We start from the raw sequence: 15,542 nt of genomic DNA on the forward strand, positions 1-15,542 counted from the left end.
TAAAAATAGTGCGATTGCCACCAATAAGCTCATTAAATCTATTGTTATTCTTCAAACTTATCGTTTCATGATTTTGTAAGTTTTCTTTGATTTCTCAGTTTGGATCGTTACCAGATAGTGATTGCTTGGGAACTGTCGCATGTCTATTTGATACCTGTTGTCACGCACTTTTTCGAGTAGAGGGTTTGCCCTTACTCTCTGATCTTGGCTGGTTAGCTCTACGCTTAGTATGGCCTCATCAGAATCAACGAATAACAAATCTGTGGTTGGATTAGGGAAAGGCATAAGCCTGTCTCTATTTGAATTGTTTTCTACCCTGATTACGTCTGAATAACTGAAAGTATCATCCAAATCCACTTGTTTGATTCGGTAAAAAGTAACATCGTTGGTAATGGAATGGTCTGCAAAATCATAGTACACTTCTTGGTTGCTGTTGCCTTGCGCTTCTATGGTTTCTCCGAAGATCTCCCAAGAAAAACCATTATGAGACCTTTCCAATATAAAATGACTGGTATTTTTTTCTTGAAGAGTACTCCAGTTCAGGCAATTTTTCTCACCGCAAGACTGTCCTAGAAAATCTCCCCACTCCAATGGCAGAACTAGCAGGGTTTCCTCATAGTCAAAAGAAATGGATTGATCACCACCTAATTCGTAGTAATCTAGAATTAATTCTAATACCCCTGCTTCCAAAATCTCCATTTGATAAGTATCCCCCGGAGCCTCTTTTTTTCCACCTTCTTTCGTCCATTCATCAATTACAGCCACTCCGTCGATTGACAACCTGTATCCATCGTCTCCATTTACATAAAAGTCGTAAGTTCCCGGAGACACATCCAAGCGCATTCTGTATTGAACCGTGAAGTTAGAAGTCTGGCTGGTACAACCTACGCCAGAAGGAAAGCTTTGATTGAATTCAGCATCTTCAAAAACCCTTCCGGCATAATTAGAAGTAGCGAAATTCCTAGGTGCATCATAGGTATGACCGATCCACTCATTGTCACCAAATTCTGTTCGGTCTAAATCAGGAATAGGATTCATGATTACTTCCAATACATTGGTAAACACATCTACATCTGTACTTACCCCTTCATCGTCCACGATGGTATTGGTTGCACCTCTTCTATAGTACCTTGTTCCTGTCCAGCTATCGTCCTGATAAGCAGGGATGTCATAATCTTTGCCGGTAGCACCGGGGATGGTGGTCCAAACAGTGGATTCATCATTGGTGGTGGCATACTGCCAAAAGTATTCGGTTACCTCCCCATCTTCAAATACCGCAGGACCTAAGGAGCTGATAATGGTTGGATCCGGGTTAATTCCACAAAAAGTAACTGATCCGGAGGCATCATTACCCATTTTTATTTCACCCGGGCCAAAGTACAATTCAATATTGAAAGAAAATCTATTGGCTCCATCATTTTCATAATAGTTCAATGTCATGTACCATTGTTGGGTGGTTTCCATTTCAATATAATAATTTCTGATATTGTCTTCGTATATGAAATTATCAACACCGTCATACAATAGCGTATCTGATTCGTTCTTTACCCAGTTATTGTGAATCAGGTCATTTCCATTTACATCCACAGCACCACTTGAACTAGCGTTATCAATGTCTGAAAACATACTGAAATGAGAGCCGTCATCACTCCCTATGCTAATGCGGTAGATCCCATTGGCTTGGGGAATATACCTGCCACGCATATGCACGCCAAATAAATTGAATTGGGTATCACATCCTCCGGGCGTAGAAGGGTCTATTCCGGTTTGAAAAAACAATGAATCTGAGGAATAGCCATCACCGGGGTTGGGATCACTGAAATAAGTATCGAAATTTACCCCTGAAACCGGAAGGAAATTGTTTCCATCCCTTCGTAGCATGCCCTTATACTGTCCACCTACACCGTCATAAGTTTTTTTAAACTCAGACGGCTCATTATGGCCCGCATTGGCACCATTTGGGTTGTATTCTTCGGTCAATTGGTAAACATAGGCATTCCATACACCGATGGGATAACCATTTTGCCAGCCATTTTGCCATGGCTTTGTTAGTGTTATTGGTTCAGTATTGGTACAAGCCAATTGACCATAAGTTTGACCCGTAATGACTAAAAACAATACGATGGATAAAACTACGCTGTTAAAATAGCTTTTGTCCTGATTTGCTCCTCTCAAAATCCCCTCCATTCTTAAAAATATTTAATGTTGACAAGGCTCTTAAATTGCTGTTAAAATACAAATTTATGCATTTGAGATTAATAGGCAAGCAAAATGGAGAAAAAATTTTTATAAAATGCTAAAAAAGTTATTTAAAATTCATTTATCTGTCTTTATTTTTCTGATCTAGCCTAGGTTTTAACTGTAGAAATTGATTGAATTTTGCATAACTTGTGATGTCATGAATACTTTGAACTTCATTAAAAATAGCCTTGGCTTTGTTTAAATCCCCTTTTCGGTAAGCGTCGAAGGCATAAGGCAACGAAGCAAAGGCTCGTTGAAGCCTTAAGTCTTCTTCAATCTGCCCCTCCTCTTGTCGTTGAAGGCTGAAATTCAAACTATCGGAACTTACCAAGACACTTTGCATCCCAATGGGATTTTTGAGAACCAATCCTTCCAAATCTGTGCAGCGACTAAGGGCCACATATACCTGACCCGCTTCAAATGAGCGGTCAATGTCTACTATACATTTTTCAAAGGTAAGTCCTTGGCTTTTATGGACGGTTATGGCCCAAGCAAGTTTTAACGGAAACTGAGTAAACCTGCCTATAACTTTGGCATCTACTCTTCGCTCTGATTCATTGTATTGGTAATCTACATTTTCCCAAACTTCTCTTTCCACCTCATAAAAAGTACCATTGTTCGCCTCCACAAGTATTTTGTTATCATGCATTTCCATTACTTTACCAATCATCCCATTGTAATAGTTTTTTTCTGCATTGTTGCGCATAAAAATCACCTGAGCACCTACTTTCAGCCTAATATCTAATGGTTCAAATGGGGCCATGTTTGGAGGGAAATCATCTTCAATGCTGGCTTTGTAGATCCGCTCTTCGCTTTCTATAAGTTCAAGTTTCCTTTTGTTGATCTGGAGGATATTATGATTATGGGTACCCAGTATAATATACCCCTGATCCAAGAGATCAAAATGATAATCATTTGCTCGCTGATTCAGAAAATGGATGTCTTCAAAGGTATGCCGGCTTTCTCTAATTCTATTCAATAGGTTTTTAAACGTGGCATCTTTTTGACGGTATATTTTTTGAAGCTCAATGTGAAAAGGCATCAGTTCTCTAAAACCAAAAGAGCTAAAGAAAAAACGATTTTCATATTTGCCGGATAATAAGGACCAGTCTTTGTCTTTTACCACCGGGGGCAACTGAAAGGGATCGCCTATTAAGACAAGCTGCACACCTCCAAAAGGCAAATGCTGTTTTTTTCTAAACACCCGGAGGATCTGATCCAGGATATCCAGAATCTCTACACGTACCATGGAAATTTCATCAATAACAAGAATATCCAGGTTGCGAATTACAGACAAGCGGCTCTTGGTATATTTGAAAGTGTCGAAGATATTCTGCTTGGATCCTTTGGGGGATAGCCTATGGTCTCCTGGGAGGAATATTTGTCTGGGATCAATTTTAAAAAAGCTATGAATGGTTTTCCCTTTTGCATTGATGGCAGCCACCCCAGTAGGAGCCACAACCACCATGCTTTTGGTCGCATTAAATTTTCTTAAGGTATGCAGAAAGGTGGTTTTACCTGTGCCTGCTTTTCCTGTCAAAAATAATGATTTGTTGGTGTACAGGGCAATTTCTAGTGCCTGAATAAAGGGTTCATTGGTCATGTCCAATCCTTTGGCTTCAAATTCCTGGCGAAAAAATGATTTTAAGAAAGACATGAGGCAAAATGTTTGTTAAATTGAGGCTTAAAATTATTAATTATTTTCCCGCTTTGGTATATATTGTAAATATTTCCTAAAACAAAAATACCTTTTGGGTATAGAATTTAACCTCCTTATTAAATGGAATTGGTTTTAAATATCTTCAAAATTATATTAAGTATCATTTGTGTTTTCGCTGTCATCGCTTCAAAGTTAAAGTTAAGCAATTGGTGGATAAGGGTTTTTGACTTTCCCAGAATACAGTTATTGATTATGGCCACTATGGCAATAGCAATATATGTAGTCCCTGCGCTATCCTTTAATGCATTGAACATTACTGGTTTTTTGTTGGTGGTCTTTTCATGGTTTTATCAGGCAAGAAAGATTTTTCCTTATACCTTACTGGCCAAAAAAGAAGTAAAAAGAGATAAAAAAGCCTCTCCTGATAATGAAATAGGGATTTTAGTAAGTAATGTGCTTACACCCAATAGACATGTAGAAAAGTTGATCAAGCTAGTTAAAAAAAAGAAACCCAACTTGGTTTTGACCCTTGAGTCGGACAAATGGTGGGAAGATCAATTGGAAGTTATAGAAAAAGATTATAAACATCAGGTGAAGATTCCCTTGGATAATCTTTATGGGATGCATCTATACTCTAATCTAGAACTGGAAAATACAAAGGTGCATTATTTGGTAGAAGATGATATCCCTTCCATTCACTCCAGTGTCATTTTACCTTCAGGTAAAGCCATTCAAATCCACTGCATCCATCCTGAGCCACCCAGTCCTACCGAGAGTGATACTTCACTTTCTCGGGATGCAGAGCTGCTAATTGTTGGAGAAAATGTAAAAGATCCGGGGCTGCCCACTTTGGTTTTTGGTGACCTGAATGATGTTGCCTGGTCGAGAACCACCCGCTTGTTTCAAAAAATCAGCGGACTTTTGGATCCTAGAAAAGGAAGGGGCTTTTTTAATACCTATAATGCCAAATACTTTCCGTTTAGATGGCCACTGGATCATATTTTTCATACCGAAGATTTCCTGTTGAGGGAGATAAAACGGCTACCCTCCATCTCCTCAGATCATTTTCCAATATATATCAAACTTAAATTAAAACCTGAAAACGATCAGGATGATAAAAAAGAGGCACTGGAAGAGGATGAAAAAGACTGGAAAGAAGATACCATTGATAAAGCCAATCCTAGGATTTTAACCATTTAATAAGCCGGAAAAAAAAGCCGTATTGTTGGCAAAAAATACGGCTTTTTTGAAGCTTAATAGGCTCTAAATGGAATGTACTGGCGCAGGTAATTTCTAGCGGTTAAAATAGCCATATTTACATCGGCTTCTGATTTTTCGTAGGCTTTATCCTCCACTTCAATGCAGCAGGGCCCCCTATACCCTACATCCGTAAGGGCAGCAAAAAACCTCCCCCAAGGCACATCTCCCAACCCGGGTATTTTGGGAGAATGATACTCCAGCGGATTGGCCAGAATGCCTACTCTGTTAAGCTTTTCTTGGTAGACCTTTACATCTTTAAGGTGAATGTGGTGCAATCTTTCCTTGTAATCATAAATGGGCTGTACTGGGTCCATTTGCATCCAAACCAAATGAGAAGGATCGTAATTCAACCCAAAATTGGCATCAGGAATTATATGAAACATTTTGTCCCAAATGGCAGGAGAAATGGCTAGGTTTTTACCTCCGGGCCATTCATCATCTGTAAAAAACATCGGGCAATTTTCTATCCCTATTTTAATGCCTTTCGCTGATGCATGCTTAATGATTTGTGGGAAACGCTCTTCAAATAGGCGCAAATTGTCAGCAATATTTAGAGTAGGATTTCTTCCAATGAAGGTATTGACTACGGGTATTCCCAATTTCTCGGCCCCATCAATTACTGCCAAAATATGAGAGAGTGCGTTCTCTGCCACTTTTTCATCAGGATCCATTGGGTTGGGATAAAAGCCCAGTCCCGATACATAGACTTTCTTTTTTCTTTGGTAGTCTTTGATATGTGCTACCATTTTGTCATCAAGGTTGCCCACATCAATATGTGTAACTCCGGCGTAACGCCTTTCTGCCTTGCCTTTCGGCCAACACATGATTTCTACACATGAAAATTTTTCATTGGCAGCAAAGTCAATGACTTCTTCAAAACTTTTTTCAGCCAGGATGGCACTTACAAAACCTAATTCAAGCATTCCTTGGAAACAATTTATAATTTACATAACAATTCAGCGGCTTTGTCCAGGATGTCATCGTCCTTAGCAAAACAAAACCGTAATAATTTATCATCTTTTTTATCCTTATAAAAAACGGATACAGGTACAGATGCTACCTTGATTTCTTTGGTAAGCCTTATGGCCAAATCATAATCATTTTCGTCTGTAATATTTTCGTAAGATACGATTTGAAAGAAACTACCTTTAGAAGGTTTAAAGGTAAATCTCGATGCACGTAAAGCTTCATTGAAACGATCTCTCTTCCTTTGGTAAAATTCAGATAGGGCTTCATAATGTTCAGGCAATTTTAAGAAATCTGCCAAGGCATATTGCATGGGAGACACTGTACAGAAAGTGATGTACTGGTGGATACGCCTAAACTCCTTGGTGAGTGCAGCAGGAGCCAGGCAATAACCAATTTTCCAGCCTGTAACATGGTAGGTTTTACCCACAGAATTGCAAATAAAAGACCTTTCTTTTAATTCCGGATGCGTCATCATGGAATGGTGAACCCCTCCATCAAAAACAATATGTTCGTAAACCTCATCACTGATGATATAAATGTCTTTGTCCCGAATAATATCGGCTAAGCTATCAAGGTCTTCTTTGCTGAAAACCGTTCCCACGGGGTTGTGGGGAGTGTTGATAAGAATGGCTTTGGTTTTGGGGCTGATTTTGGCTTTAACCATTTCCCAATCTATTTTAAAATCAGGGGCGTCTAAGGTGACGAAAATCGGAATGCCACCATTAAGGTCTATAGCCGGCACGTAGCTGTCATAGGCCGGTTCCAATACAATTACCTCATCTCCGGGATAGACTACTGCAGTAACTGCACAGAAGATGGCTTCTGTAGCTCCCGAGGTGACGGTCACTTCTGTCTCAGGGTCGTAGGCTGTTCCATAAACATCGGCGGTTTTTTGGGCGATGCTTTCCCTAAAAACCGGTGCACCGGACATGGGAGCGTATTGGTTGTAGCCGTTTTTTAAGTAGTGACAAACCAATTCACTTAGCTTTGGAGAACAATCAAAGCTTGGAAAGCCTTGAGATAAATTATAAGCCCCCTCATCTGTCGCTAATTTGGACATGACCGTAAAAATGGTTGTGCCTACATAAGGGAGTTTAGAGGGTAGATTTTTTGCTTTTGTCATCATTTGTAAAGATCCATCAGAATTATTCCCAATGTGGAAAAGTGAAAATTATTTGAAAGCTGCAACTCCGGCTTCAGCAATAATCCCATCTTCAGGTGGGGCAGCTCCACTCACCCCAATGGCTCCGATAACCTGATCTCCGGAAATTATAGGAAGCCCGCCTTCCATGGCCAGTACTCCGGGTAGACTAAGAATATTTAATCGCCCTTCCATGACCATGTCTTCAAATTCTTTAGTTGACCTTTTAAACTTAGCGGCAGTTTCACTTTTTTCTAAGGCCACGTCAATGCTTCCACTTTGGGTTCCATCCATTCTTCTGAGGACGACCAGGTGTCCGCCGGCATCAACGATAGCTATGACTACATTCCAATCGTTTGCTTTGGCTTTAGCTTCAGCAGCATCTGCAATTGCCTGAGCATCCTTAAGGCTAAGGATTTCTGTCATCTGTTGGGCATTGGTAGTGAAACTCACCACGGTGAATAACAAGATTAAAATTGAAAAGCTTAGCTTCTGCATTTTATTGAATTTAAGTTTTAAAAGGATTAATCTTAAATATAATTAATAAACTGCAATTCTTAAATTTTTTATATTTGAGTAAGAAACAAATCGGTAAAAAATTCAATGAAAACTTTTCAAAAAGAAATTCAATTGCCCGCATACAAAAGAGGTTTTCACCTCATTACTAGACATATTGTGGATAACTTTCCTGAATTAAATAAAATTGATCGGGGACTGCTTCAGGTGTGGATAAAACATACTTCCGCAGGTTTAACGATCAATGAAAACGCTGATCCTACTGTAAGAGTAGATTTCGAAACCTTTACCAATTACTTGATTCCTGAGGATTACCCCCATTTTGTACATACCATGGAAGGCCCTGATGATATGCCTGCACACCTTAAATCAAGTGTTTTTGGCTGTTCAGTACAAATTCCCGTTACTCGTGGTAGATTGAATCTGGGGACATGGCAAGGCATTTACCTTGGAGAGTATCGCAATTATGGAGGAAAGAGAAATCTCGTGCTTACAGTAATGGGAGAATAAGCTATTTTGAGTGATTAATGAAATAATGAAGAGAAAACAGCAATCTATTGCTTTATCCACAATTTTATCCACAGCAATTTAACAACTGTTTAAATCTCAGGCTTGTAAGATTTCCACTGTTCCTGGTAGCTGCCTGATAGGATCAATAGCAACCAATCTTGTAAACTATTTGGTGTCTGAAAAGTATTTGAAATCCGCCCTTTGAGGGCTTCAATTTTTCCATTTTGAGGGTTGATCCAATAAGCTTCAGCCTTATTCAAAATGGTCTTTTTTATACGTGTTTTTATCTTGCTTCCTCGAGGTTGGTAAATAAGGATACAGCCTTGATCAATCGTCGTTAAGGCTAATTTCTGTTGATGGAAAGGCCACCTTAAGCCTGCCAAAACTTTTGTTGAAACCCGCATTTCCTGCCAGGGTAGTCTGGCAAAAAGCCTTGGCAATAAACCTATCTGTGAGGCTCCGGGTAAGTCCAGGGCTTTGTCCCAAGACATTTGAGCGCCAAATAGGGGGGGGACATTTTCTGAATGCATTTGCCAAACTTCATTGCATCCATAGGTATAACCGGCCGCGCCGGACAGCATGCTCCAATAGGCAGATAGCCGAACATCAGCGGCATTCAATCGCTGAAAATGCCATTTATTTAGTAAGTTGGGAATGTTTTCATAACCGGGCTCTCCATTGATTACAGGTCGGATAGGTTTTCTGCTTCTGGCCTTGTTTACAAATCTGTATTCCCGAAATTTTTTTTGATGCCTGGATTGAAACATGTCGATTTGCAACCATGATGCGTTGGGAAAAAGATCACTTGCAATGGTTCCTCCTCCGGGATGGTAGGTGATTAGGCTTGTTTTATCAATTGCCCTAATGCCCAAGGCCATCTGCTCAATAATTTCCTCATCTTCTTGGTCTTCCGGGGCCCTGTCTCCACCTAAAACCCATACCAAGTGCCGGTATTTGGCAAAGCGCTTGGCCAATAATTCACCGTAAGTTCCGGCATTTTCTGGGGTGAAAATCTCGGGGCCGGTTCCCCATTTTTTATTGTATTTGTCTCCCCAGGTAGGTAGTAGGGCAAGGTATAGTCCCATTTCCTCCGCCAAGGCGACCACCTCTTCTACATGTTTGAAATATTCTTCATTGAGTTGGCAAGGGTCTAACTCCTTCAAGGGTAAATGCCCATTTGCATTGGGGCTGTTGAGCCCATCCAGTTCTGCCAAAATAACCGTTTGAATAATGGTAAAACCTTTATCAAGACGGTTTTGAAAGTAAAATTTGGTTTCTTCCAGTGACAACCTATGAAGCAATTCCCACGCAGTGTCTCCCAGCCAGAAGAAAGGACTTCCATCCTGATGGGTTAAAAACCTGCCATTAGGGCTTATTTTCAAGGGTTGTAAATTTGCTTTCATTCTAAGTGCTGCAACCAGTTAATACAACTTTTTGGCCAGTCTTTTTGGGTGCCTTCTTTATTGATGGAGAGGGCATACCCATGTTTACCTAATGGGTACAAGTGCATCTCTGCAGGGATGTTCTTTTCTACCAATCCTTGATAAAACATCAAACTATGTTTGACCGGGACTCCGGTATCATCTTGGGAGTGGAAGATAAAGGTTGGTGGTGTGTCTGCTCTTATTTGTTCTTCATTGCTGAAATAACTGACCCATTTCGCTTCCGGGTTTTCACCGAGTAAATTGTTTCTTGAGCCTATATGTGTAAAGGTTTTATTGAAAGAAACGACAGGGTATCCAAGGATCATAAAATCAGGACGGCTTGATTGATGCAGTATGGGGTCATCGGCGCCGGGGTTTCCTGAATCAAAATGGGTGCCCAAAGTGGAGGCCAAATGACCACCGGCAGAAAAACCCATAATACCAATTTTATCCGGATCAATATTCCACTCTTCGGCATGATGTCTTACCAGCCTAATGGCTTGTTGGCCATCCGACATGGGGACCAAGTGAGGGCTTGTTTGAGTTACCGCTGAAGGCAGGCGGTATTTCAGCACAATGCCGGCAATGCCATGACTGTTGAGCCATTTGGCAATGTCTGTTCCTTCCCAATCATATGCTAAAATACCATATCCTCCACCGGGACAAATGATTACTGCTTGTCCTGTAGCAGAACTTTTGGCTGGTAAAAATACTTGAATTTGGGGGACTTGCACATTGCTAATCCGGGTAATTCCATCAACCTCGCTCACCTCTTTCACCTGAGAAACTTTCTGAAAGGGTATTTCTCCCGGATAAATGTCCATTATGATGGATTGATTTTGGGCAGATAAGGCTTCCATGATAAAAAAGAAACTTAGTACTAGAATAAACTGCTTCATTGAGCTTAAATGTTTTTATTATTTAAAAGCGTTTAGCATTAAGGCTGCCCCATAAGCTGAGCCTAGAGGGAAGTCTGAAAATTCGAGTTCATAACCTTCTAAAAGCGCATTTAAAAAACGGATAAAGACCTTGTTATGAACAAAACCACCATCAATATACACTTTTTTTATAGCTGTTGCACCTTTAGCGAGCATCAATGAGGCCACCTGCATTTTTACCAAACCAAAGATCAAATGGTGAAAGGCTTCTTCATAATCTGAAAAGGAAGAGATGTCCCAGTTATTTTCAGGGAAGATTTGAGCCACCAAAGGGGTTCTTGCTATGGCATCAGGATAAAAAGTCCCGGAAACCTCTCCACTTAAAAGTTGGTTAACCAATTTTTCATTAGGAACAATATTTTTATAGTATTTGGGCTCTTTTCCAAAGGCTTGGTTCATTTTCTTGAGCTGATGATCCAGTTCATAGCCAAGGAAGAAGCGACTGGCCTTGACCGTTTTTCCATGAATGGATAAGAAATTCAAGCAGTCATTTTCTAATTCAGAAAATGACAGGTCTCTTTGGGGAAAAGGGTTTAGTGAAATGCTCCAAGTACCCGTAGATATTAATAGGAATGGCTCTTTAATTTTAATTAAATAAGAAGCAAGCGCTGAAGAAGAGTCATGGATACCCACGCCAATTTTAACCTTTTGGCCACAGATCTCTTTTTCAAAGCTGTGCGTAGTGGGGACCTGGCGTGGAAGTTTATCCGCTATGCCTTCATCATAAACCCATTGGTGATAATCGCCCTTAGGAAAATCCCATAATTTGGTATGGCAACCAATGGAAGTAGGTTCACTTACAACCTCCCCGGTAAAAAGATAAGAGATGTATTGTGGAAGGTGTAGAGAATATTTGATTTTTTTAAATACTTCGGGCTTCTTTCTTTTGAGCCAGTAAAGCTGCAAACCTGAATTAAGCATACCTAAAGTTGGAGAGGCAGTGGTTTGATTGATGCTTTCCTCAGGGTATTTGCTGTAAAACTCCTTATGCACATCTTCAGGGAAGTCCTTAAGGTAATTGTAAATCGGGGTAACTGGCCTTCCGTCTTCTCCAATCGATACAAAAGTGGCCCCATAAGTAGAGAAATTCAATGCTTTGATTTCATATTGAGGATCTTGGCACAATTTCTCTACATTTTCTTTGGCCCACTTAGTAATTTTTTCCAAATCATCACATTCAAATCCGTCGTCATCTTTTATCGTTGGAAACTGTACATATTCTTCCTTGATTTCATTTAGATTTTCATCAAATAGAAAAAATTTCTTGTTCGTTTTTCCTATATCAAAAATGGCAGTTACCGGTATGGACATTGTATTGTCGGATTATTTTGAATGGATTGATTTAAATTAAAGGCCGGTGGCAAGTGTTTTGGCACCTCTTTCCTTGACCAATTGCTTTCTTACAGCCAAGTCTCTGTAAATTTCTACCGGTGACAGGGCCGCATTTGCCTGAAGTCTGGCTTCCGCAATTAGAGGTCTTAAGTCTGTACGGAAAGCATTTTGTAAAATTTCTTGGGCCAATACCGCATCATTAGATTCGCGGGCATTTTCCAAGGCATTTCTGTCCACAGTTAAGGCTTGGGCATAGGCCAACTGGATGGCTTCAACCGATTGGAGTAAGTCCTCCATTGGGTCTTTTAAGTTGTGGCTTGCATCGATCATCCATGCCGGAGCAGGATTTTTGGAAGCACTGTCTTCCATACCTTCTACCAATTCGTTAAATATCAAAAACAATTGGTAAGGTTTCATGGCACCTACGGTAAGGTCATCATCACCAAATTTGGAGTCATTGAAATGAAATCCCCCAAGTTTTCCCTGCATCATAAGGGTGGCCACAATTTGTTCAATATTGGTGTTGGGCAGGTGATGACCCAAATCAACCAATGTAAAGGCCCTTTCGCCCAATTGGGAAGCCAGTAAATGAGATGTTCCCCAATCCTGTATAACGGTATGGTAAAAATAGGGCTCATAAGGTTTGTACTCCACAAACATTTTCCAATCTGCAGGCATCCCCTGATAAATCTCTTTTAAAGAATCCAGCGTGTGTTGCAGGGCTTTTCTGAAATTCATTTGTCCGGGAAATGAAGACCCATCTGCCAACCAAACGGTTAAGGCTTTCGATCCCAATTGGTCTCCGTATTTGATGACCTCAAGGTTGTGATCAATGGCTTGTTGCCTTACCTTGCTATCTGTATGACACAAAGAGCCAAACTTATAAGAGAGAGCTTGATCTTCTTGATCCTGGAAGGTATTTGAGTTGACGGCATCAAAAAGCAGGTTATGAGAAGCCGCATGAGCTTTCACTGCATCGATGTCTTCGGGAATATCCCAAGGGATATGTAGGGAAATAGCACCTGATCCGGCATTCAATGCATGAAGAAGGCCTACGTCATCAATTTTTTCCTCTAAAGACCGAGGTTCACCACCACCGGGAAATCGGCCAAATCTTGTGCCTCCAGTGCCTAGAGCCCAGCTTGGAATGGCAATTTGAAAATCCTGAATCTTCTGAATGAGTTGCTCAGGTTCCAGACCTTTGGTGGTTAATTTATTGCTTAGATACTCAAAACTCTCCCGGTGATCCGGGAGAGCTCTGTTATTGATAGTATTGATTTGATTTTTATCAATTCTCATGATAATAAATTATCTGACAAAGGCAGCAGCTACCCCTCCATCAACGTTTAAAATATTTCCGGTACTCTTACTTAAATGACCTCCAACAAAGGCAAAAACTCCATTGGCAATATCATCTACTGAGATAATTTCATTCATGATGGTACGCTTGGCATAGAATGCAGGAAGTTCTTCCACAGTGATTCCATAAGCCTTGGCTCTGCCTTTGGCCCATTCACCTTCCCAGATTTTACTTCCTTCAATTACCGCGTCCGGATTGACTACATTCACTCGGATTTTATCAGGTCCCAGTTCAGCAGCTAGCAATCTGCTCATGTGTACTTGGGCGGCTTTGGCCGTTCCGTAACCAACATTGTTAGGTCCGGAAACCAAAGCATTTTTACTTGCAATATTGACGATGTCTCCTCCTTTATCCTGAGCCCTTAAAATGGCAACGGCTGCTTTAGAAACGGCAAACTGACCTTTTACAAGCACAGATTGAAGAATGTCCCAATCCTTTTCTGTAGTTTGTGCGATTGGTTTAGAAATGGCCAGTCCTGCACAATTGACGATAATGTCTACACCTCCGAATTTCAGACAAGCAGCTTTCAAAGCTTTTTCTATGTCCTCCATTTTGGTCACATCCATTAAAGCTCCGGATCCGGTGTCCTTGCCGTAGGTCGCCAGGGCAGTATCCAGGTTGTCTTTGTTGATGTCTGTAATGAATACACAAGCACCTTCTTTGGCCAGTTTATCGGCAATTGCTTTTCCGATGCCTCCGGCTCCTCCGGTTACAAAAGCCACTTTTCTGGAAAGCGGTTGCTCCTTAGGCATTCTTTGCAACTTGGCTTCTTCCAATAACCAATATTCAATGTCGAAAGCCTCCTGTAAAGGCAATGAAACATAAGAAGAAACAGCTTCAGCACCTTTCATTACATTGATAGCATTCGTGTAAAACTCACTTGCTACCCTTGCCGTCTGTTTGTTCTTGGCATAAGAGAACATTCCTACACCAGGCCATAAGATAACCACAGGGTTTGAATCCCTAATGCCGGGACTATTGTCACGTTTGTGGTCTTCATAATATTTGGTGTAATATTGTCTGTAGGCTTCAAATTCTTTTTCAAGGTAAGCTTTTACCTCAGTCATGTCAGACAGGTCCGTATCCGGAGCTATTTCCAATACCAAAGGTCTGATTTTTGTTCTCAAGAAATGATCAGGGCAGCTGGTTCCAAGAGGAGCTAGTTTTTCCAGGTCATTGCTATTTATAAATTCCAAAACCCTTTCATCGTCTGAAAAATGACCTACCATTCTATTGTAACTAGAGGCCAATCCTCTTAAATGTGGGGCAATGATTGAAGCTTGCTCTTTTCTTTCTTCTTCAGGAAGGGAGGAAACTTTTTGTCCACCAAATACAGGTCGATCTTTGCCATAATTGTCTTCCAGGTACTGGGAAGCTTTGTCAATTACTTCAAGACTGTTGATATAACATTCATAAGCAGTATCTCCCCAAGTGAAAAGTCCGTGTCCTCCAAGCATAATTCCCCTGATTCCTGGATTGGCTTTAAGCGCTTTGTCCAATTGAAGGGCAAGGTCGAAGCCAGGTCTTTGCCAAGGAACCCAGGCAATTTGTCCTTCGAATAACTCTTGGGTAATTTTTTCTCCATCCTTGGCTGCTGCGATGGCTATGGCAGCATCAGGGTGAAGGTGATCAATGTGCTTGAAAGGTAATACAGCGTGCAATGGAGTATCTATAGAAGGAGCTTTAGAGTCCAAGTCATAGATACAGTGGTTGAAAAGTGCCACCATTTCATCTTCAAACTCCAATCCGCGATAGACATTTTTAAGCGCTAGCAGTTTGTCCATATACAACCCTGCAAGGCCGCTTCTTTTCAAAGTTCCAATGTCTCCACCTGATCCCTTGATCCACATTATTTCCGTGTCTTCCTTGGTAAGTGGGTCTTTTTCTATGGTCTTGCAGCTTGTGTTTCCTCCTCCATAATTGGTGATTCTTAGGTCTGCACCTAAAATGTTAGAGCGGTAAAGCAAAAGGGCTACTTGATCGTCCCCTAAAGCCTTAGCTTTTTCATCATCCCATAGATAATCTACGTGCTTAAAAGTGTCTTTTGTAATTGCCATATTTTAAATAAATTTGAATTCCTTTTTAATATTTTAGCGAATATACCTTATTCAAAAATTTTAACTGTCCTGTTCTATGCTGTTTGAATGGCAAATTACCCATTACAAAAGCATTAATCTGTCAAAAAACTATA

The 15,542-nt window shown here is 40.6% G+C and carries 12 protein-coding genes; 2 read left to right on the forward strand and 10 right to left on the reverse strand.

Annotation, left to right across the window (positions count from 1 at the left end; all coding sequences use genetic code 11):
- Positions 1-57: 57 nt before the first annotated feature.
- Both ACYVHJ_RS10045 and ACYVHJ_RS10050 read right to left on the reverse strand, forming a co-directional pair.
- Positions 58-2,187 carry a PA14 domain-containing protein gene (locus tag ACYVHJ_RS10045; protein WP_460514366.1) on the reverse strand — a complete coding sequence of 710 codons (2,130 nt, stop codon included), beginning with the start codon at positions 2,185-2,187 and terminating at the stop codon, positions 58-60.
- Positions 2,188-2,320: 133 nt separating this feature from the next.
- On the reverse strand, positions 2,321-3,898 hold the full coding sequence (locus ACYVHJ_RS10050) for an ATP-dependent DNA helicase (protein ID WP_460514368.1): 1,578 nt from the start codon (positions 3,896-3,898) through the stop codon (positions 2,321-2,323).
- Positions 3,899-4,021: 123 nt separating this feature from the next.
- Between ACYVHJ_RS10050 and ACYVHJ_RS10055 the strand changes: the two genes are divergently transcribed.
- Entirely contained in the window at positions 4,022-5,101 is a 1,080-nt protein-coding gene (locus tag ACYVHJ_RS10055; protein WP_460514370.1) for an endonuclease/exonuclease/phosphatase family protein, read from the forward strand.
- Between the two features lie 53 nt (positions 5,102-5,154).
- Here the strand turns inward: ACYVHJ_RS10055 and ACYVHJ_RS10060 are convergent, their stop codons facing one another.
- Genes ACYVHJ_RS10060 through ACYVHJ_RS10070 form a run of 3 tightly spaced genes read right to left on the reverse strand, consistent with a single transcriptional unit; the run spans position 5,155 to position 7,769 of the window.
- On the reverse strand, positions 5,155-6,084 hold the full coding sequence (locus ACYVHJ_RS10060) for a sugar phosphate isomerase/epimerase family protein (protein WP_460514373.1): 930 nt from the start codon (positions 6,082-6,084) through the stop codon (positions 5,155-5,157).
- 14 nt (positions 6,085-6,098) lie between these two features.
- Complete coding sequence (locus ACYVHJ_RS10065; protein ID WP_460514375.1) at positions 6,099-7,256, reverse strand: pyridoxal phosphate-dependent aspartate aminotransferase family protein; 1,158 nt, start codon at positions 7,254-7,256, stop codon at positions 6,099-6,101.
- Between the two features lie 45 nt (positions 7,257-7,301).
- Entirely contained in the window at positions 7,302-7,769 is a 468-nt protein-coding gene (locus tag ACYVHJ_RS10070; RefSeq protein ID WP_339905677.1) for a GlcG/HbpS family heme-binding protein, read from the reverse strand.
- Positions 7,770-7,874: 105 nt separating this feature from the next.
- On the opposite strand from ACYVHJ_RS10070, the gene ACYVHJ_RS10075 reads away from it, so the two are divergent.
- Positions 7,875-8,297, forward strand: coding sequence for a YjbQ family protein (locus tag ACYVHJ_RS10075; RefSeq protein WP_460514377.1), 423 nt, complete (start codon positions 7,875-7,877; stop codon positions 8,295-8,297).
- 89 nt (positions 8,298-8,386) lie between these two features.
- Here ACYVHJ_RS10075 and ACYVHJ_RS10080 read toward each other — a convergent pair whose 3' ends face one another.
- From ACYVHJ_RS10080 to ACYVHJ_RS10100, 5 genes are read right to left on the reverse strand one after another with little or no spacing between them, the layout of a single operon-like run.
- Positions 8,387-9,700 (reverse strand): apiosidase-like domain-containing protein, encoded by a 1,314-nt coding sequence (locus ACYVHJ_RS10080; RefSeq protein WP_460514379.1) that lies wholly within the window; start codon positions 9,698-9,700, stop codon positions 8,387-8,389.
- Positions 9,697-10,620: an alpha/beta hydrolase gene (locus ACYVHJ_RS10085; RefSeq protein ID WP_339905765.1), complete on the reverse strand. Its 924-nt coding sequence runs from the start codon at positions 10,618-10,620 to the stop codon at positions 9,697-9,699. The genes ACYVHJ_RS10080 and ACYVHJ_RS10085 overlap by 4 nt, the downstream gene beginning before the upstream one ends.
- An 18-nt stretch (positions 10,621-10,638) precedes the next feature.
- Complete coding sequence (locus ACYVHJ_RS10090) at positions 10,639-11,970, reverse strand: FGGY-family carbohydrate kinase (RefSeq protein ID WP_460514381.1); 1,332 nt, start codon at positions 11,968-11,970, stop codon at positions 10,639-10,641.
- 36 nt (positions 11,971-12,006) lie between these two features.
- The gene (locus tag ACYVHJ_RS10095; RefSeq protein ID WP_460514383.1) at positions 12,007-13,290 is read right to left on the reverse strand and encodes a TIM barrel protein; all 1,284 of its coding nucleotides are present in this window, start codon (positions 13,288-13,290) and stop codon (positions 12,007-12,009) included.
- A gap of 9 nt (positions 13,291-13,299) precedes the next feature.
- Entirely contained in the window at positions 13,300-15,408 is a 2,109-nt protein-coding gene (locus ACYVHJ_RS10100) for a bifunctional aldolase/short-chain dehydrogenase (protein WP_339902658.1), read from the reverse strand.
- Positions 15,409-15,542: the final 134 nt, after the last annotated feature.

The sequence above is a fragment of the Cyclobacterium sediminis genome (assembly GCF_054781075.1).